This is a genomic window from Duganella sp. 1411, from assembly GCF_017833525.1.
Lineage (GTDB): Bacteria > Pseudomonadota > Gammaproteobacteria > Burkholderiales > Burkholderiaceae_D > Rugamonas.
This window is the reverse complement of record NZ_JAFICD010000001.1, coordinates 225038-244379: the sequence shown is the minus strand read 5'-3', so window position 1 is coordinate 244379 and position 19342 is coordinate 225038. Positions and strand designations below refer to the sequence as shown.

Sequence of the window (19342 nt, the reverse complement as noted above, 5' to 3'; positions counted from 1 at the left end):
AACACACCATGAGCAAGCAGCAATACCTCGATGCGCTCAAGCAGGCAATGCAGGGACTGCCGCCGGAAACGGTGGCCAAGACCCTGGCCTACTACGAGCAGCGCTTTATCGACGGCCTGGTGGCCGGCAAAAGCGAAGCCGAGGTCTACAAGGAACTCGACGAGCCGCGCAAGATCGCGATGACCTTGCGCGCCACCGCCCATTTAAATGCTTTTGAGCAAAAGAAAACGCCGGTCAACCTGGTCCGCGTGATGGTGTCGTTTGTCGGCCTGGCGATTTTCAACCTGTTCATGGTCATACCGGCGCTGGTGTACGCGTCGATGCTGCTGGTGGTGTACGTGTCGGCCTTCGCGTTCTACATCGGCGGCGTGGCGCTGACCGCCAGCGGCCTGTCCGGCCAGAACGAGTTGTCGCTAGAGGGGCCGCTGCACCACGTTATGGCCCTGACCCACTCGCGGTTCGACACCAAGGAAGAGGAAGCCGAGGCCAAGAGCTGGCGCATCGCCATCAACGACATGGGCATCCAGGTCAAGAAGGCGCCCGACAGCGAGGCGGAAGCGGCCGCCGACGACGACGCCGACCAGGATACCAGCCGCACCAGCCGCCTGATCGACCGCGCCGGCGCGGTGGCGTCGGGCGACGTGCACATCACCACCGACTTCGACAGCGGGGCCCGCACCACGCAGACCGTGATCGGCTTCGGCCTGATCTTGGGCGGCATCGGCCTGTGCCTGATCGGCATCGTCCTGACGCGCTACACGTTGATCGGTTTGAAGCGCTATGCGGCGATGAATATGTCGCTGCTGCGCGGACGCTAAGGAGACATCGGATGCGCGCATTACTAAAAATCGGAATCGGCCTGCTGCTGCTGTCGTTCGTGCTGATCGGCGTGACCTACAGCATGCTCAAGGCCTACGGCAGCACCAGCCCGACCAGCGTGGCCGGGCGTTCGCTGGGCGGCGAGACCAGGAAGGTCGACGCGATGGCGGTCACCGTGGTCCTCGAAGGGCCGATCGACCTGACCCTGACCCAGGGACCGACGGCGTCGCTGAAGGTGCGCGGCGAGCAGCGCTCGCTGCAGAATATCGAGACCATCCAGGACGGGCGCGATCTGCACATCGGCACCAAGGGCATGCTGCTCAATCCGCGCCATCGGCTGCAGGTGGAGCTGGTGCTACCGATGCTGGAGGAGCTCACGGTGCGCAGCAGCGGCGACACCAAGGTCTCCGGTTTTAGCGGCGACAGGCTGGAGCTGCGCTTGCATGGCTCGGGCAACGTCGCTTTCTCCGGGCGCTATCGCAATCTGATCGCCGGCGCGCATGGCAGCGGCAATCTGCAGTTGAACGCCGGTAGCAGCGAGCATGTGGAGCTGGAGCTGGTCGGCTCGGGCGAGATCAAGTCGTCGGGAAGCTGCAAGACGCTCGATGCGCAGTTGACCGGGTCGGGCGACCTGGATGCGCGCCATTTGGCGGCGGACCGGGTGACGGTCGATCTGAAGGGCTCGGGCACCACCCATGTCTTCGCCAAGCAGGCGGCCGACCTGACATTGCGCGGCAGCGGGGATATACGGGTGTTGGGGAATCCGGACCAGCGTAATGTGAACCGCAGCGGCTCTGGGGATGTTACCTGGGAATAGGACGGGAGACACGTAGGGCGGATTAGCGCAGCGTAATCCGCCATGCATGGTCCGCCGACGGCTCATACATGGCGGATTACGGCGTTCCGCCTAATCCGCCCTACGTGCCTCCCCGGTACACCTCGCGCCCCAGGCCAGGACGTCGCGCCCCGCCGCCAGGCCACTCGCCAGGCACGCCGTCAGCAGATAGCCGCCGGTCGGCGCCTCCCAGTCGATCATCTCGCCGGCCACGAACACGCCCGGCGCCGCCTTCAGCATCGTCCCGTCCAGCCCATCCCACCGTACCCCACCGGCGCTGCTGATCGCCTCGTCGAGCGGGCGTGGCCGCAACAGCCGCACCGGCAGCATCTTGATGGCGCGCCCCAAATAATCGGGATCGGCATACTGCTCCTTGCTCAAACATTCGCGCAGCAGCCCGGCCTTCACACCCTTGATGCCCAACCGGCTTTGCAAATGACTGGCCAACGAGCGCGCCCCGCGTGGACGCGTGACCTCCTCCGCCACGCGCGCGGCCGGCAAATCCGGCAGCAAATCGAGATAGATCGTCGCCACGCCATCGGCCGCGATCTGCTCGCGCAAGGCCGCCGACAAGGCGTAGATCAAGCTGCCCTCGACCCCACCCGCGGTGACCACGAACTGCCCCTGCTTGCGGAAGCTTTTTCCATCCGCGCCGGTCGACGTGATGGCGACGGTGGTCAACGGCTCGCCCGCGTGGCGGCTGCTGAAATGCTCGCTCCAGGCGACGTCGAAGCCGCAATTGGCCGGCACCAGCGGCGCCACGTCCACGCCACGCGCCGCCAGCAGCGGCACCCAGGCGCCGTCCGATCCCAAGCGCGCCCAGCTACCGCCGCCCAGTGCCAGCACGACCGCGTCGGCATGCACCGTCAGCTCGCCGTCCGGCGTTTGCAGCAGCAAGGCACCATCGCGCCAGCCCAGCCAGCGGTGACGCATATGGAAGCGCACGCCGCTCTCGCGCAGCCGGTGCAGCCACGCGCGCAGCAACGGCGCGGCCTTCATGTCGGTCGGGAACACGCGCCCGGAGGTGCCGACAAAGGTCTCCACGCCCAGGCCGTGCACCCACTCGCGCACGTCCGCCGGCCCGAAAGCGTCGAGCATCGGCCGCAGCGCGGCGGCGGCGCCGGCGTAGCGCGGGACAAAATCCGCATACGGCTCCGCGTGGGTGATGTTCATCCCTCCCCGTCCCGCCAGCAGGAACTTGCGGCCGACCGAGGCCATCGCGTCGTACACGTCCACGCATGCCCCGCCCTGCGCCAGCGTTTGCGCTGCCATCAGCCCGGCGGGGCCGCCGCCGATGACGGCGACGCGAAAAGGTGTCAAACTAGACTGCATGCATACGGTCCGATACGATCGAGATGAAGAACAATATTAATGGAGACATGATGGGCGCGATTTTTTGGATCAAACGCTATTTGCTGGCCGCCGTGCCGCTGTTCGCGATACTGGCCGCCGTCGAATGGTTCAAGGGCTCGACCTCGCGCAACGACTATCTGAGCGCCGCCGCGTGGGCGCTGGGCGCGGCCGCGCTGTTCACATGGAGCGCGTGGCGCCGCTACCGCGAGGCAGAGGCGCACGAGCGAACCCGCAAACCTTAAACCGAAGGGGTCGGACCCAAAAGGGTCCGACCCCGGTTGGCTGTGCGGGTTTCACAAATCATCCGGACGGTTCACCCGCCGGTCACCGGCGGGAAGAACGCCACCTCGGCGCCGTCGGCGACCGCGCTGTCGGTGCCGCACATGATCTGGTTGCACGCCATGCGCAAGGCCGGGCTGCCCAGCGCGTCGCGCCAGGTGTCGCCGCGCGCGGCCAGGTGGGCGCGCAGGTCGCCGACCGTTTTCACGGACGCCGGCAGGTCCAGCGTTTCCGACGAGGCGCCAACGGCCTCGCGCACGCTGGCGAAAAATTTTACGGTGACAGCCATCAGTACATTAACTCGCTAAACGGAATAAACCGGACCATGTCTCCAGCGGAGATGGTGGTGCCGGGAGGATTGTCGATCACGCCATCGCCCCACACGGTCGATGTCAGCACGCCGGAACTCTGGTTGTTGAACAATTCGAGCCCGCCGTCGGCGTTGATGCGCGCGCGCAGGAATTCGTTGCGCTTGTCGGCCTTGGGCAGGTCGAAGTCGGCGCGCATCGAAAACGCGCGCGGCGCGATCGGGCCGGATACGCCCTGCAAGCGCAAAATGAACGGTCGCACGAACATCAGGAAGGTGATGAAACTGGCGACCGGGTTGCCCGGCAGGCCGAGGAAGAAAGCATCCTTCACCTGGCCGAACGCCAGCGGCTTGCCCGGCTTGACCGCGATCAGCCACATGTTCAATTGTCCCTCCGCCTCGACCGCCGGCTTGATATGGTCCTCCTCGCCGACGGACACGCCGCCGGAGGTGATGATCAGATCATGCGCCTGCGCGCTCTCGCGCAGCACCGAACGCGTGGCCTCGAGCGAATCGGGCACGATGCCGAAATCGCTGATCTCGCACCCCAGGTTCTCCAGCAGCGCGCGCAGCGTGAAGCGGTTGGAATTGTAGATGGCGCCGGGCGCCAGCGGCTCGCCCGGCATGGTCAGCTCGTCGCCGGTGAAGAACACGGCCACGCGCAGCTTGCGCTTGACCGGCAATTCCGCCAGCCCGACCGACGCGGCCAGACCCAGCTCCTGGCTGCGCAGGCGCGCGCCCGCAGGCAGGATCACGCTGCCGTCGGTGATGTCCTCGCCGGCGCGGCGTATCCATTCGCCCGGCTTGGGCGCGTGCTTGATCGTCACCACATCGCCGGCCAGCTCGCACTGCTCCTGCATGACGACAGCGTCGGCGCCTTCCGGTATGTGGGCGCCGGTGAAGATGCGCGCGGCGGTCCCCGGCAGCAAAGGCTGGCCGACGTGGCCGGCCGGTATCCGCTGCGACACCGTCAGCGCCGCGTTGCCGCTGGCGCAATCGGCGGCGCGCACCGCGTAGCCGTCCATCTGCGTGTTGTCCATGCCCGGCACATTCATGCCCGACACTTGCGCCTGCGCCAGGACGCGGCCATTGGCGTTCAGCGTCGGCACCGTTTCGACCTGCTCCACCGGACGCGCGGCGGCCAGCATCAAGGCCAGCGCCTCGCCGACGGCCAGCATCGGCCGGGGTTGCGGTTTGGACGGCTGTGCGCTCATGATCACAGGCCGGTGTTGGCGGCGATGTAAGCCTTCATCTTCTCGACGTCGGGCTTCATGACCACGAACTTCTGCGGCAGGTCCTCGATGTTCTCGAAGCCTTCCGGACGCTCGGCGTCCTCGCCCAGCGCGTCGAGGATGGTTTCGTTGAACTTGGCCGCCAGCGCGGTTTCCAGCACGATCATCGTCACGCCCGGTTCCAGGTTTTCGCGCGCGACCTTGATGCCGTCGGCGGTGTGGGTGTCGATGACGATGCCGTAATCGTCGGCGACGTCGCGGATCGTGTTCAGGCGGTCGTCATGGGTCGATTTGCCCGACTTGAAGCCGTATTTGGCTACCAGCTTGAATTCGTCGCCGTCGCTGCCAGGCTTGCCCGACAGGTCGAAGCCGCCGTGCGTCTCCACCTTGTGGAACAGCGCGCGCGTGCGCTCGCCGTCGCGGCCAACCAGGTCGTAGATGAAGCGTTCGAAGTTGGACGCCTTGGAGATGTCCATCGACGGGCTGCTGGTGTGGTAGGTCTCGGCCGACTTGCGCACGCGGTACACGCCGGTGCGGAAGAATTCGTCCAGCACGTCGTTTTCGTTGGTGGCGGCGATCAGTTTGTCGATCGGCAGGCCCATCATGCGGGCGATGTGGCCGGCGCAGATATTGCCGAAGTTCCCCGACGGGACCGTGAACGAGACCTTCTGGTCGTTCGAGGTGGTGGCCGACAGGTAGCCGCGGAAGTAATACACCACCTGCGCCACGACGCGCGCCCAGTTGATCGAATTGACGGTGCCGATCTTCTGTTTGGTCTTGAACGGCAGGTCGTTGGAGACCGCCTTGACCATGTCCTGGGCGTCGTCGAACACGCCCTCGATGGCGATGTTGAAGATGTTCGGGTCCTGGAGGCTGAACATCTGCGCGGTCTGGAAGGCGCTCATCTTCTGGTGCGGCGACAGCATGAAGACACGGATGCCCTTCTTGCCGCGCATCGCGTATTCGGCGGCGCTGCCGGTGTCGCCCGAGGTGGCGCCGAAAATGTTCAGTTCCGCGTTCTGCTTGGCCAGCGTGTACTCGAACAGATTGCCTAGCAACTGCATCGCCATGTCCTTGAAGGCCAGGGTCGGGCCGTTCGACAGCGCCTGCAGCACCAGTTTGGTGCCGTTGTCGCCCTCTTCCAACACGCGCAAAGGCGTGATCTGGCTGGCCTTTTCGCCGGCGCGGGCGTTGCGGTAGACTTCCTTGGTGTAGGTCTTGGCGGTCAGCGCGCGCAGGTCCGCCTCGGGGATGTCGGTCGCGAACTTGCGCAGGATCTCGAACGCCAGGTCGGCGTAGGACAGCTGGCGCCACGCGTCCAGCTCTGCGCCGCTCACCTGCGGGTAGGCCGAAGGCAGGAACAGACCGCCGTCGGCGGCCAGGCCGCCCAGCAGAATGTCCGAAAATTGTTGGGGAGACGACGAAGCGGCCGATGCGGCGGCGCGGGTAGACACGTATTGCATAAATTAGAAAAGTCCGGTTGGGCTGACAAGGTTGGCTGGCAGCTAATGGCAGAACGTTACAAAGCGAGCGGATATTATAGTGCGCCTCGCCGTTTCGGGGGCGATTGTCGTTGTTTTATGGTTATGGGCGCCCCCGGCGGGCCCCTTGCGTCGCGGCGCGCTGGCCTGACTGTCGTTCCGGCAATATACTGGAGCCGCCACTCCACCCGCAGTTTCCATTTTTCGCAGTCGCCGCGCCCGATGATGATGAAGTTATCCGTCCAACGTAAAGCCGCCTCTTTCGCCAGCATGCTGTGGGCCTGCTTTAGCGCTTTACTGATCGTCGCCCTGGCCTTTCTGCTATATGTGTGGACCGAAAAGCGGGTCGACCGCGCCAACGAGCTGCGTTACGCGTCGCGCACCCTGGTGGCCGAACTGCGGCAGTCGTCCGACGATTTGACCCGCATGGCGCGCACCTACGTGGCCACGGGCGATCCCCGCTACCGAAAAAATTATCAGGAAATCATCGACATCCGCGACGGCCGCCAGCCGCGCCCACACAACTACGATAACGTCTATTGGGATCTGGTCCTCGACCAGCATCAGCGCCCGCGGGACGCCGGCCAGCCCGTGGCGCTGATGGAGCGCATACAGGAGACCAGCTTCACACCGGCCGAATTGTCGCTGCTGACCCGCGCCAAGGACGAATCGGACCGCCTCACCGCCATCGAGAACAAGGCGCTGGCGATGCGCGACTTCGGCGGCGACGATCCGCAGGCCGTCACCGCCGCCCTGGCGATGCTGTACGACGACGACTATCACCAGGCCAAGGCGGCGATCATGGGGCCGATCGCCCAGGTGAACGACAGCGTCGAGCGCCGCACGCTGCGGGCAGTCGAATCGGCGACGTCCGAGGCCAACCTCGCCAGGGCCGCCTTCATGCTGTTCGCGCTGATGCTGCCGCTGCTGCTGTGGCGCGCCAAGCGCAATCTGGATGCGGCTTTGGGCAGCTCGGTCGACCAGCTGCGATCGGCCATCGAGCGCCTGGGACGGGGCGACGTCAGCGAAACGCTGCCGGTGCGGGACGACGCGCGCGAGAGCGTGTGGACCTGGCTGGCCGGCATGCAGCGCAACCTGGCCAGGCTCGATGACGAACGCGCACTGGCGCTGGCCCGTTCGCAGCGCGTCGGCCGCCTGTATGCAGCGCTTAGCCAGTGCAACCAGGCCATCTTGCGCAGCACCAGCGAGCAGGAACTGTTCGACGACATCTGCGGCGCCGTCGTGACGTACGGCGGCATGTCGATGGCATGGATCGGCGTGATCGACACGACGGCCGACGGACTGGCGGCCACCGTGTCCCCCGCCGCCAGCGCCGGCGAGGGCACCGAATACCTGAGCAACCTGGCCATCTCGCTGGACGCGGAGCAGCCCGAGGGGCGCGGTCCGATAGGACTGAGTTACCGCGCGGGGGAGCCTTACTGGTGCCAGGACTTCCTGCGCGCGCCCGAAACGGCGCCGTGGCACGCGCGCGCCGCCCGTTACGGCTGGGCGGCGTCGGCGTCGCTGCCGCTGCGCCGCAACGGCCGAATCGTCGGCTTCTTCTCCGCCTACTCCACCACAACCGGCGTGTTCGACGCCGAAGTGCGCGACCTGTTCGTCGAAATGGCGCTCGACATCGAGTTCGCGCTGAAGAACTTCGACCACGACCGCAAACGCGAACAGACCGAGGCCTCGCTGCGCAAAAGCGAGCAGCATCTGCGCACCATCATCGAGACCGAACCGGAATGCATCAAGGTGGTCGACGCCCAGGGGCGCCTGCTGGAGATGAACAGCGCCGGCCTGAATATCCTGGAGGCCGAATCGCTGGAGGAATTGCAGAAGCACGTGCTGACGGACCTGATCCTGCCGGAGTACCGCGATGCCTTCATCGCGCTACACCAGCGCGTGATCGGCGGCGAGAACGGCCACCTTGAATTCCGTGTGCAGGGGCTCAAGGGGGGGCAGCGCTGGCTGGAGACGCACGCCGCGCCGATGACCGGCGCCAACGGCGAGCCGCGCATGCTGCTCGGGATCACGCGCGACATCACCGACCGCAAACTGGCCGACGAGCGGATACAGTACCTGGCCCATTTCGACCCGCTCACCGGCCTGCCGAACCGCGCCCAGTTGCAGGAGCACACGCTGCACTCGCTGGCGCTGGCGCGCCGCAACCGCGAGTCGATGGCGCTGATGATGCTCGATCTGGACCACTTCAAGGACATCAACGATTCGCTCGGCCACAGCGTCGGCGACGGCCTGCTGTGCGAGCTGGCCAAACGCCTGCGCCACGGCCTGCGCGAGGACGACATCGTGGCCCGCCTCGGCGGCGACGAATTCATCTTCGTGCTGCAAAGGGCCGAATCGAAGGACGCCGCCGAGGTGGCGCGCAAGCTGATGGAACTGATCGACCAGCCTTTCCGGGTCGGCACGCACGACCTGAAGGTGACGGCGTCGATCGGCATCGCCCTGTATCCGGCCGACGGCGCCGACATGGAAACGCTGCTGCAGCGCGCCGACGCGGCCATGTACCAGGTCAAGCACGCGGGGCGGCACGACTTCCGCTTCTTCACGGCCGCCATGCAGCAGCGCGCGGCGCGCCATCTGCAGCTGGTCAACGCGCTGCGCTACGCGCTCGAGCGCGACCAGATGCAGGTGGTCTATCAGCCGCAGGTCTCGCTGCCGGACCAGCGCATCATCGGCGCCGAGGCGCTGCTGCGCTGGTCAACACCGGAGCTAGGGGTGGTGTCGCCGATGGAATTCATCCCCGCCGCTGAAGAGAGCGGGCTGATACTGCCGATCGGCGCGTGGGTGCTGCGCCAGGCCGTGCGGCAGGCGCGCGCATGGCTCGACGACGGCCTGCAGCCGCTGGTCATGGCGGTCAACCTGTCGGCGACGCAGTTCCGCAACACCGACCTGCCGGAGCTGATCACGCAGATTTTGCAGGAGGAAGGCCTGCCGCCGGAGTATCTGGAGCTGGAGCTGACCGAGGGCGTGGCGTTGAACGATCCGCAGGGCGCGATCGCGATGATGAACAATCTGCACGAGCGCGGCGTGCGGATGTCGATCGACGATTTCGGCACCGGGTTTTCATCGCTCAGCCACCTGAAGAAGTTCAAGGTGTACAAACTCAAAATCGACAAGTCGTTCGTGCGCGATATCAGCACCGACGCCGAGGACAAGGCGATCGTCAGCGCCATCATCAACATGGCGCGCAGCCTGGGGCTGAAGACGATCGCGGAGGGGGTGGAGACGGCCGAGCAGCTCGATTTCCTGCAGCAGCAGCACTGCAACGAGATGCAGGGGTACTACTTCAGCAAACCGGTGCCGGAACAGGCGTTCCGGCAGCTGCTGCTAGCACGCCGCATGGTTGACGGTGATGACGTGGATCGCCAAACCGCCTAGCGACGTCTCCTTGTACTTGGCCTGCATGTCGGCACCGGTCTGGCGCATCGTTTCGATGACTTCATCGAGGCTGACAAAGTGCGTGCCGTCGCCCTTCAACGCCAGCGACGCGGCGGTGATCGCCTTGACCGCCCCCATGCCATTGCGCTCGATGCACGGAATCTGCACCAACCCGCCGATCGGATCGCAGGTCATGCCGAGATGGTGTTCGATGCCGATTTCGGCGGCGTTCTCGATCTGGTTGTTGGAGCCGCCCAGCGCCGCCACCAAACCCGCCGCCGCCATCGCGCAGGCCACGCCAACCTCGCCCTGGCAGCCGATTTCCGCCCCGGAGATCGACGCGTTGCGCTTGCAAAGCATGCCGATTGCGGCGGCGGTCAGCATGAAGTCGCGGATGCCGGTGACCGGGTCGCTCGGCTTGCAATCCTCGGCGTAATAGCGCAGCACGGCCGGAATGATGCCGGCCGCGCCGTTGGTCGGCGCCGTCACCACGCGCCCGCCGGCGGCGTTTTCCTCGTTGACGGCCATCGCGTACAGGCTGACCTGGTGCAGCGCGTCGTGCGGCAGGTGGTTCGCCTGGCTGGCGCTGGACTGCGATTGCGTCCACAAGTTGGCCGCGCGCCGCTTGACGTTCAAGCCGCCCGGCAGCTGGCCGGCCGTCTCCAGGCCGTGCGCGATACAGTCGCGCATGACATGCCAGATCTTGTCGATGCCGGCGTTGAGTTCATCCTCGCCGCGCTTGACGCATTCGTTCGCGCGCAGCATTTTCGGTATCGTCAGGCCGCTCGCCTCGCCGTGGGCCAGCAACTGGTCCATGGTATCGAACGGGTAGGGAATCGCCGAGGCGGGGGCCGTGCCGGCCGCCATCTGCGGCGCCTCGCCCTCCTCTTTGATAAAACCGCCGCCCACCGAGTAATAGACTTTGCTGACGGTGGCGCCGTCGGCGCGGGTCAGCGTGAAGCGCATGCCGTTAGGATGTTCGGCCAGCGATTCGGCCATGTGGAACACCAGATTTTTGCCGCGCTTGAACGGCACCGCGTGGGTTCCCAGCAGCCACAGTTCACCCGCCGCTTCGGCTTCGGCCAACCGGGCATCGACCATGGTCGGCACCACGTCCTGCGGGGTTTCACCCATCAGGCCGAGGATCACCGCCTTGTCGGTCGCGTGGCCGATGCCGGTGAGCGCGAGCGAGCCATAGAGTTCGGCGGCCACCTCGGTGACATCGTCAAGCGGAGCGCAGTCGAGCAGAAACCGGCGGGCCGCCACCATCGGTCCCACCGTGTGGGAACTCGACGGCCCTATGCCGATCTTGAACAAATCGAAAACGCTCATATCCATCGGATGTCTCTCTTTTTTATAATGTGGTTGATTAAGCCGCTTTGCCCAGGCGGACATCGACGTTGGCCAGCATGTCGGCCACCATCTCCTCGACACCGATGCGGGCCTTCCAGCCCCAGTCGGCGGTCGCGGTGGCGTCGTCCAGGCTTTGCGGCCATGTGTCGGCGATGGCCTGGCGGCTATCGGGCTTGTAGGCGATTTTAAAGTCCGGCACGGCGCGCGTGATGGCGGCGGCCAGTTGCTCCGGATTGAACGAGACGCCGGCCACGTTGTAGGCCGAGCGCACCTTGACCTGTTCGGCCGGCGCTTCCATCAGTTCGATGGTGGCGCGGATCGCATCGGGCATGTAGATCATCGGCAGCGTGGTTTGCGGGCCGAGGAAGCATTCATAGCGCTCGCCGCGCAGCGCGGAATGGAAGATCGCGATGGCGTAGTCGGTGGTGCCGCCGCCCGGTGGCGACTTGAAGCTGATGATGCCCGGGTAGCGGATGCTGCGCACATCGACGCCGTACTTGATGAAGTAGTACTCGCACAGACGCTCGCCGGCCAGCTTGCTGATGCCGTAGATCGTGGTCGGGTCCATCACCGTGGTTTGCGGCGTGTTCGACGCCGGCGTGTTGGGGCCGAAGGCGGCGATCGACGACGGCCAAAAGACCTTCAACGGCTTGCCGATGATGCCGCGCTCGCGCGCCACCTCCAGAATATTGAGCAGGCCGTCCATGTTCAAGGTCCAGGCCTTGAGCGGCGCCGCCTCGCCGGTGGCCGACAGCATCGCCGCCAGTTGGTAGACCTGGGTGATGCCCTCCTCCGTCACCAGCGTGGACAGCGCCTCTTTGTCCAGCACATTGAGGGGCGTGTAGCGCTGCGCGTGATACAGGTTGGTCGGGCTGATGTCGCTGGCGATGACGTTTTGCGCGCCGTGTTTGGCGGCCAGCGCCTCCACCAGTTCACTGCCGATTTGGCCATTGGCGCCGATGACGAGGATGCGTTGTTGTTCCATGTTGATTCCTGACGATTGTTTTATTTTTTAAGCAGGCCAAGCTCGTTGCCCGCCTGTTCGAATGCTTTGAGCACGGTGTCCAGCTGCTCGCGGCTATGCGCTGCGGACAATTGAACACGCACGCGCGCCTGGCCCATCGGGACCACCGGGTAGAAGAAGCCGCTGAGCAGAACGCCCAGCTCATACATTCGTGCCGCGAATTTTTGCGCGACGGGCGCGTCGAACAACATCACAGGAACAACAGGGTGGGTACCGGGCTTGATGGTGAAGCCGATACGCTCGATCTCCTTGCGGAAGTAGGCGGTGTTTTCGTGCAGGCGGTCGCGCAGTTCGGTCGACTGCGACAGCCGCTCGAGCACCGCCAGCGACGCGCCGGCGATCGACGGCGCCAGCGTGTTGGAGAACAGGTAAGGCCGGGATTTCTGGCGCAGCATGTCGATCACCTCTTTGCGCGCGGACGTGAAGCCGCCCATCGCGCCGCCCAGGGCCTTGCCCAGCGTGCCGGTGATGATGTCGACCCGGCCCATGACGTTGTGGTGCTCGTGGGTGCCGCGGCCGGTCGCGCCCATGAAGCCGGAGGCGTGGCATTCGTCGATCATCACCAGGGCGCCGTATTTGTCGGCCAGGTCGCAGATCTTGTCCAGCTGGGCGATGGTGCCGTCCATCGAGAACACGCCGTCGGTGACGATGACTTTATGGCGTTTGTCGGCGGCGGCCTGCAGCTGCGTTTCCAGGTCGGCCATGTCGTTGTGGGCGTAGCGGAAGCGCGCCGCCTTGCACAGACGGATGCCGTCGATGATCGAGGCGTGGTTCAGCGCGTCCGAGATGATGGCGTCGTTCTCGTCGAACAGCGGCTCGAACACGCCGCCGTTGGCGTCGAAGGCGGCCGCGTAGAGGATCGTGTCCTCGGTGCCGAGGAACTTGGAGATCGCCTGCTCCAGTTGCTTGTGCACGGTCTGGGTGCCGCAAATGAACCGCACCGACGACAGGCCGTAGCCGTATTTTTCGGTGGCGTCGATCGACGCCTTGGCCACCCACTCCTCGCCGGACAGACCGAGGTAGTTGTTGGCGCACATATTGATCAAGGTGCGGCCGTCCTGGGCCACCACTTCCGAACCCTGGCGCGAAGCGAGCACGCGCTCCGGCTTGTACAGGCCTTGATCGCGCAATTGATCCAGGTTTTGCTGCAGGCCGCTGAAGAAGGTGCTTTTTGCTTGGTTGCTCATGATGGTCCTTGTATGTGGTACGATCGTTTTCACTGCGTTATGAGAAATCCGTTATGTCGAACGCAAATTCAATATATCGAATCTTACAGAGAACCAGTGAACAGCGCAAGAAGGAAGCATGCGGTTCTGACCGCGTTTTTCCGACAGATTTACTTAGAATTTAGCCTATCCGCCGAATAAAACAATGAAAACACCTGTTTCGACGAACGCACCACCCGAGGTCGGCGCCGCGTTGCAACGCCTGCGCCTGGCGCGCGGCCTGACCCTGGAGGACCTGTCCCGCATCGCCGGGGTGTCCAAATCGATGCTGTCGCAGATCGAACGCGAAAAGGCCAATCCCACCATCGCCATCACGTGGCGGCTGTCCAATGCGCTGGGGGTGCAGATCGGCGAGCTGCTGGCGACGGCGGAGAAGGAGTCCGAGACCATCCGCGTGCTCGACGCGCACGAGACTCCCACCCTGCCCGGCAACCACGCCGGCTACGTGCTGCGCATCCTGGGGCCGATGGAGTTGGCGGGGAAGTACGAGTGGTATGAGCTGACCTTGGCGCCGGGCGGCGAGCTGGCGTCGCAGGGACATGATCCGGGCGCGCAGGAGCATGTCACCTTGCTGCACGGGTCGGTGGAGGTGGAGGTCGGCAATACCAAGAAGAAGGTCAAGCTGGGCGGCACGGCGCGCTACCCCGGCGACCAGCAGCACACCATCCGCAACGTCGGCAAGACCGAAGCGAAGGCGTTGTTGGTTGTGATACACCGGTGAATGTGAATCAGGCCGGTTGAGTATTGTCATAAGGCTACGGAGGCGGCTCCTCCAATGTTATCCTGACATCCCCCAACCTCCCGCGGACTTATTTGATTTTCGGTTTGATCAGCTGCGCGATGCGGCCGTCCGCGCCCTGGGGCGGCAAGGTATAGCCGGGTAGGCGGAGCGTCGCGCGCAGGCCGCCTTCCGCGCGGTTTTCAAGCGCAAGCTTGCCGCCCTGGCTGGTCGCCAGTGCCAGCACGATGGACAGCCCCAACCCACTGCCGCCGGTTGCGCGCGCGCGCGAACTCTCCAGCCGCTCGAACGGCAAGGTCAGACGCGGCAGCGCCTCTTCCGGCACGCCGGGGCCGTCGTCTTCCACCGTCACCAACACGTCGCCACCGTCGCTAATCGCCGTCAGCCGCGCGCCGTGCGCGTAGCGGACCGCATTGTCGATCAGGTTGTCCAGCATGCGCCTGAGAGCGAGCGGTGCGCAGGCGACCGGCAACGTGGCCTGTTCCCCGTGCCATTCGACGTCCTGCCCCAGCTCCCGCCGCACCGCCACCAGCGCCGCGATCTCGACGGCAAGGTCCACCAAGCGCGGTGCCGGCGCGCCCGAGGCCGACACTTCGCGGGCGAAAGTCAACGTATCGTCGAGCAGCATGTTCATCTCGTCGAGGTCGGCGACGGCGCGGGCGCGCTGGTCCGCATCGTCGATGAATTCAGCGCGCAACCGCAGCCGCGTCAGATAGGTGCGGAAGTCATGGGCCAGCGCGGCCAGCATGCGCGTGCGGTCGTCGATCAGCGAGCGTATCGTGTGCTTCATGTCGTTGAAAGCGCGCGACAGGTCCTTGATTTCGGCCGGCCCGTCCAGCGGCAGGTCCGGCATCGACAGATTGGCGGCCAACTGGCGCGAGGCGGCGTTCAACGCCCGCAGCGGCCGCGCCGTTTGCCGCAGCGCCACCAGCAGCACGGCGACCAGGATCGCGCAGCCAAGCAGGCCGATCAACAGCGCGCGGTCCATGAGTCGCCGCAGCGCCGGAGCGCGAGTGCGCTCCAGCACCAGGCTGTCGCCGCTCGTCAGCGTCAGCACCAGGCTCACCGGCGCCGCCGTGCCGATATCGTCCGCGCTGACCGCGTTGAGCCGCTCGCCGGGGCGCACTTCGACGTGGAATGGCCTGCCCTCCAAACCGTCGGCGTAGTGGGCGAACAGCCGCTCCAGCCGCGCCGAACCGCGGTTGGGCGGTGCGCCGGCCGACGCCGCGCCGGCCGCTTGCAGACGAACCAGCAAGGCGTCGCTGTTCAAGGCGCGCACGATGTCGGGGCGCAGGGCCGGCGGGGCTTTTTCCAGCGCGGCGGCCATGGCCAGCGCCTGCCTCGGCGACGGCAGCAGGAACACCGGCCGCGCCGGGCCGCCCGGCCAGAACACTACCGCCAGCAGCACGAACTGGAACAGCAGCGCGCCGGCCAGCACGGTGCCGCCGATGCGCACGGCCAGCGTGTCGAAACGCGGTTGTCTCACAGGTTCTCCACGGCCGGCGCGAACAGATAGCCACCGCCGCGCACGGTCTTGATCATCTCGGATTCGGCGTTGTCGAGCTTACGCCGCAAGCGGCTCAGCTGGACGTCGATGGCGCGGTCGAATGGCATGGCGGAGCGCCGACGCGTCCAGTCCAACAATTGATCGCGGTTCAGCACCCGTTGCGGATGCGTCAGGAACACCATCAGCAGGTCGAACTCGGCACCGGTCAACTCCACCGGTTGACCCTGCGTATTGGTCAGGCGGCGCGAACCGGCGTTTAGCGTCCAGCCGGCGAAGGCGTAGAGCCGGGCGGCGGGCTGCGGCGGCAGGTAGGTGTCGCGGGTGCGGCGCAGTACCGCGCGCGTCCTGGCGACCAGTTCGCGCGGGTCGAACGGCTTGGCCAGGTAGTCGTCGGCGCCCAGCTCGATGCCAATGACGCGGTCCACCGCGTCGCCTTTCGCGGTGACCATGATGATCGGCATCGCCAGCGGGCCGCTGCGCAGGCGGCGGCAAATCGACAGGCCGTCCTCGCCTGGCATCATCAGGTCAAGTATCACCAGGTCGACGCGGCGGTGGGCCATGGCGCGGTCCAGGTCCTTGCCGCCGGCACAGGCCACCACCTCGAAGCCCTCCCGCTGCAGCAGGCCGGCAATCAAGGGGCGGATTTCAGGGTCGTCTTCGACAACAGCGATCAGGGTGGTCTGTGTCATAGATGCGTCCATAAACGAGGTACAGCCGAGTGTAAATTGCCTGGTTTTTCCGGGAAAGCCCAATATGCCATTGTTACACTTCGTTACGCTCCGCAACGGCACAGTCGTACTGGCACGACGCCGCGCCGTTAAGCTCCCATCATCGACAACCCAGGGAGTTTGGATGAAACTGAAGATCGCAAGCCTGGCGGTGCTGACGCTGCTGGCATCCGCCTGTGCCTTTGCCCGGCAACCTGACCGCCCCCGCCTGCGCGATCGGATGGCGGAGCGCAACACGGCCATCCCGGGCGTGATCGAGACCACGCTGACGTTCGGCGGGGCGCGGCGCAGCTACCTGGTGCTCGATGCCAGCCATGGCGGCGCACCTGCTCCCTTGGTGCTGTTGCTGCATGGCGGTGGCGGCAGCGGCGCAACGATGATCGCGCGCTGGCAGGCCAAAGCCGCCGCAGAGGGGTTGATCCTGGTGGCGCCAAACGGCATTGGCCGGCGGCCCGGCAGCGGCACCTGGAACGCTGGCGGCTGTTGCGGCCAAGCCATGACCAGCGCCAGCGCCGACGTGCGCTTTGTCGGCGCCGTCATGGACGACGTGATCAGGACGGCCAGGGTGGACGCCGCCCGTGTCTACGTCGCCGGCCTGTCCAATGGCGCCATGCTGGCGCACCGCGTGGCCATCGCCTACCCGCAGCGGCTAGCCGGCGTGGCCGTCGTGGCGGGTGCGCTGTTCGGCGACGAACCGGCGCCGCGCGCACCGGTAGCGATCCTCATCATGCATGGCATGAAGGATCGGGTGGTCGGCTTCGACGGCGGCATGAGCCCGACGGGCCGTATCGCCAGGGCGCAGTCCAAACCGTTCAAACCGGTAAGCTACGCGGTCGATTTCTGGCGCCATGTGGACGGCTGCGGCGATGCGCCCACCGTGACCACGCGGGGCGATGTGACCACAGAGATCAGCAACGCCTGCAGCGCCGGCGGCGAGGTGCGGTTCTACCGCCTGGCCTCGGCCGACCACGGCTGGCCCGGCCCCGGCAATGGCGAGATGCCGATGCTGGAACGCCTGCGCTATGACGAGATCGACGCCACCAACGTGATCTGGGACTTTTTCAAAACCCGCGCGCGCGACGTGGGCCCCTAATCCGCCACGTTTCAACAACGCGGCTGCAATAAATCGCATACTAATCTGAAAGGATAGCAGCAATGACAATCAACACGGCACACACAGCCTCAATAGCCGGGGCATGGATCTTCAGCGCATTCGCTGTTTTTATTGGGGGCTGCGGCGGTGGTGGGACCAGCGCTGTTGGCCGCACCGATACCACTGCGTCGATGAAGGAGGTTCCCGTGGTGGCTGTAAAGGCGAACCAAAAGATCAGTGGGTTCCCTAATGCAATCGATATGTATGTGCCGAGTAATGCGCAGGTCGCGGTGATTTTTTTGCATGGCGGCGGCGGACGCAAAGAGAACTTTGCGTACGAGCTGGGAATTAAAAACGACGCGGGCGCTGTTACCTCCATGACTTCGCCGACCGGCGATTCGTGGCTGATATCGAAAAAAGTAATGGCCATATTCCCGCAAGGGCAAACACAGCCCGGCTACAACGCCTGGACGTGGAGCAACTACGTGATGGACTCCGGCCAGGACGACGTGGCATTCTTGCAGTCGCTGGCGACTGCGATCAGGACGGATCCCACGCTGCCGGCAATTTCCAAGATCTATTTGGTCGGACATTCCAATGGTGGCATGATGACGAACCGCATCTGGTGCGAATCGCCAACCACGTTCGACGGATATGGTGCGCTGGCCGGCCCTCCATCGATCCATCTCGATCCCGGTTTGGCTGCCTCCAGCACCAACCATCCGTGCAATCCGATCACCGTAAAACCTTACATCAGCGTGGTTGGCGATTCAGACCAGGTATTGCGAAGCACCGGCAACATGGGCAATAAGTACTGGATTATCAATCCCGCGCTACATACAAATTCCGTATCGTGGATAGACGCGCTGTCATCGGTGCTTAACGACCAATTATTTCACACGCGGCGTGTAGCGATGCGCTGCGCTGGCGTGCCCGGTACGCCAACCGTTAATGGCCAGATCACCACCTACTCCGACTGCAATGACACCCTGCGCTCGATCGTTATTGCACAAACCGTCGTCAACGGCACCCCTTCCGGGGGCGATCATTGTCTGCGCAATCTTAGTGGCCCGTGCATCACCACTCTCGCAGGCGATACCGGGGTTGATTACAAATCGCTGCTGGTCGATTTCTTGAAAATGTTTTGAGTCGGCATTGCTTTGCTCCGGTGTAGCGCTAATTTTCCTGCACCGATATGGTCGTTCGCCAACGGCGTCGCCCCCCCCAATGAGCGAAGCCGGTCAGAAGGCCATGAGCGCGGGCTCGGTTTTGGAGGCCGAGAGGCTCTCGGCCCTGTTATCGGTGCTAAGCGGGCCGGAATTAATGAAAGCCCTGGCAGGACTTGAATTGCTCGCGGCGGCGACATTCAAACTAACGCTGAAGAACAAGGAGAAACAATGAAGTATGCATTGGTATTCTTGGGGGTAATTCTTGCGGTTGGAATCGTCATCACTGTCGTTGGCATGTGTACCGCCAAGGACCATGAAACTTCAATGACGCGAGCCTATAACGCTCCTGTCAAAGCGGTATATGACCTGGTGCGAAACTACGAGGAATACCCCAAATGGCGAACGGGCGTCAAATCGATGACCCGCGACGGCGCGGCACGCTACGTTGAGGAGTCCGCTCACGGAAAGATTCCCTACCAAATTGTCGAGGAGCTCGCAGACACACGACTGGTATCGAGGATCGACGACGCCAATCTTCCATTTTCCGGCACATGGACTTTTGAAGTCTCGGAGCAGAACGGCAAAGCGCAGCTGAGGATTACTGAACGGGGCAGCGTTCCGAATCCGATAATGCGTTTCTTCTCCGCGTATGTGTTTTCACATGAACGGACGATACGAGCATACCTCGAGGACGTTGCCAGAAAAGTCGAAGCCAGATAATGTGTCGTGCGGGCCAGCCCTCCTTGCGCGGTCGCTGTCCGGCGGATCGTGGCCGATTTCGCTGCGCCAATCCGC

At 64.7% G+C, this 19342-nt stretch carries 18 protein-coding genes; 9 read left to right on the top strand and 9 right to left on the bottom strand.

The window, feature by feature from the left end:
• Nucleotides 1-8 precede the first annotated feature (8 nt).
• A complete protein-coding gene (locus tag JOD97_RS00935) occupies nucleotides 9-818 on the top strand; it encodes a DUF1700 domain-containing protein (protein WP_209712767.1) in 810 nt (269 codons plus the stop codon).
• 11 nt (nucleotides 819-829) lie between these two features.
• Nucleotides 830-1636, top strand: a complete 807-nt coding sequence (locus tag JOD97_RS00930) for a head GIN domain-containing protein (RefSeq protein ID WP_209712766.1) — start codon at nucleotides 830-832, stop codon at nucleotides 1634-1636.
• A gap of 90 nt (nucleotides 1637-1726) precedes the next feature.
• Here the strand turns inward: JOD97_RS00930 and JOD97_RS00925 are convergent, their stop codons facing one another.
• Nucleotides 1727-2986 carry a TIGR03862 family flavoprotein gene (locus JOD97_RS00925; RefSeq protein ID WP_209712765.1) on the bottom strand — a complete coding sequence of 420 codons (1260 nt, stop codon included), beginning with the start codon at nucleotides 2984-2986 and terminating at the stop codon, nucleotides 1727-1729.
• 50 nt (nucleotides 2987-3036) lie between these two features.
• On the opposite strand from JOD97_RS00925, the gene JOD97_RS00920 reads away from it, so the two are divergent.
• Complete coding sequence (locus JOD97_RS00920; RefSeq protein ID WP_209712764.1) at nucleotides 3037-3249, top strand: hypothetical protein; 213 nt, start codon at nucleotides 3037-3039, stop codon at nucleotides 3247-3249.
• 71 nt (nucleotides 3250-3320) lie between these two features.
• On the opposite strand, the gene moaD is transcribed toward JOD97_RS00920, so the two are convergent.
• The 3 genes from moaD to thrC are packed head-to-tail and all read right to left on the bottom strand — an operon-like array spanning nucleotide 3321 to nucleotide 6288.
• Complete coding sequence (gene moaD / locus JOD97_RS00915; protein WP_209712763.1) at nucleotides 3321-3575, bottom strand: molybdopterin converting factor subunit 1; 255 nt, start codon at nucleotides 3573-3575, stop codon at nucleotides 3321-3323.
• Nucleotides 3575-4807 carry a gephyrin-like molybdotransferase Glp gene (gene glp / locus JOD97_RS00910; RefSeq protein WP_229264131.1) on the bottom strand — a complete coding sequence of 411 codons (1233 nt, stop codon included), beginning with the start codon at nucleotides 4805-4807 and terminating at the stop codon, nucleotides 3575-3577. Before glp ends, moaD begins: the two co-directional genes overlap by 1 nt.
• A gap of 2 nt (nucleotides 4808-4809) precedes the next feature.
• Nucleotides 4810-6288, bottom strand: a complete 1479-nt coding sequence (thrC, locus tag JOD97_RS00905) for a threonine synthase (RefSeq protein WP_209712762.1) — start codon at nucleotides 6286-6288, stop codon at nucleotides 4810-4812.
• 246 nt (nucleotides 6289-6534) lie between these two features.
• On the opposite strand from thrC, the gene JOD97_RS32490 reads away from it, so the two are divergent.
• The gene (locus JOD97_RS32490; RefSeq protein ID WP_229264130.1) at nucleotides 6535-9708 is read left to right on the top strand and encodes an EAL domain-containing protein; all 3174 of its coding nucleotides are present in this window, start codon (nucleotides 6535-6537) and stop codon (nucleotides 9706-9708) included.
• Here JOD97_RS32490 and JOD97_RS00895 read toward each other — a convergent pair.
• The 3 genes from JOD97_RS00895 to kbl are packed head-to-tail and all read right to left on the bottom strand — an operon-like array spanning nucleotide 9658 to nucleotide 13272.
• A complete protein-coding gene (locus JOD97_RS00895; protein ID WP_209712761.1) occupies nucleotides 9658-11046 on the bottom strand; it encodes an L-serine ammonia-lyase in 1389 nt (462 codons plus the stop codon). The two genes, JOD97_RS32490 and JOD97_RS00895, sit on opposite strands and share 51 nt — an antisense overlap.
• 31 nt (nucleotides 11047-11077) lie before the next feature.
• Complete coding sequence (locus JOD97_RS00890; RefSeq protein WP_209712760.1) at nucleotides 11078-12046, bottom strand: NAD-dependent epimerase/dehydratase family protein; 969 nt, start codon at nucleotides 12044-12046, stop codon at nucleotides 11078-11080.
• A 20-nt stretch (nucleotides 12047-12066) separates the two neighbouring features.
• On the bottom strand, nucleotides 12067-13272 hold the full coding sequence (kbl, locus tag JOD97_RS00885) for a glycine C-acetyltransferase (RefSeq protein WP_209712759.1): 1206 nt from the start codon (nucleotides 13270-13272) through the stop codon (nucleotides 12067-12069).
• 184 nt (nucleotides 13273-13456) lie between these two features.
• On the opposite strand from kbl, the gene JOD97_RS00880 reads away from it, so the two are divergent.
• Nucleotides 13457-14032, top strand: a complete 576-nt coding sequence (locus tag JOD97_RS00880; protein WP_209712758.1) for a helix-turn-helix domain-containing protein — start codon at nucleotides 13457-13459, stop codon at nucleotides 14030-14032.
• Nucleotides 14033-14120: 88 nt separating this feature from the next.
• On the opposite strand, the gene JOD97_RS33205 is transcribed toward JOD97_RS00880, so the two are convergent.
• The gene (locus JOD97_RS33205; protein ID WP_209712757.1) at nucleotides 14121-15536 is read right to left on the bottom strand and encodes an ATP-binding protein; all 1416 of its coding nucleotides are present in this window, start codon (nucleotides 15534-15536) and stop codon (nucleotides 14121-14123) included.
• Nucleotides 15533-16246: a response regulator gene (locus JOD97_RS00870; protein WP_209712756.1), complete on the bottom strand. Its 714-nt coding sequence runs from the start codon at nucleotides 16244-16246 to the stop codon at nucleotides 15533-15535. The genes JOD97_RS33205 and JOD97_RS00870 overlap by 4 nt, the downstream gene beginning before the upstream one ends.
• 163 nt (nucleotides 16247-16409) lie before the next feature.
• Here JOD97_RS00870 and JOD97_RS00865 point away from each other — a divergent pair, with 163 nt between their 5' ends.
• From JOD97_RS00865 to JOD97_RS00850, 4 genes are all read left to right on the top strand, one after another.
• Nucleotides 16410-17378: a PHB depolymerase family esterase gene (locus JOD97_RS00865; protein ID WP_209712755.1), complete on the top strand. Its 969-nt coding sequence runs from the start codon at nucleotides 16410-16412 to the stop codon at nucleotides 17376-17378.
• Between the two features lie 62 nt (nucleotides 17379-17440).
• On the top strand, nucleotides 17441-18526 hold the full coding sequence (locus JOD97_RS00860; protein WP_209712754.1) for a PHB depolymerase family esterase: 1086 nt from the start codon (nucleotides 17441-17443) through the stop codon (nucleotides 18524-18526).
• Between the two features lie 79 nt (nucleotides 18527-18605).
• Entirely contained in the window at nucleotides 18606-18779 is a 174-nt protein-coding gene (locus JOD97_RS00855) for a hypothetical protein (protein ID WP_209712753.1), read from the top strand.
• Nucleotides 18776-19267: an SRPBCC family protein gene (locus JOD97_RS00850; protein WP_209712752.1), complete on the top strand. Its 492-nt coding sequence runs from the start codon at nucleotides 18776-18778 to the stop codon at nucleotides 19265-19267. Before JOD97_RS00855 ends, JOD97_RS00850 begins: the two co-directional genes overlap by 4 nt.
• The last annotated feature ends 75 nt before the right edge of the window (nucleotides 19268-19342 follow it).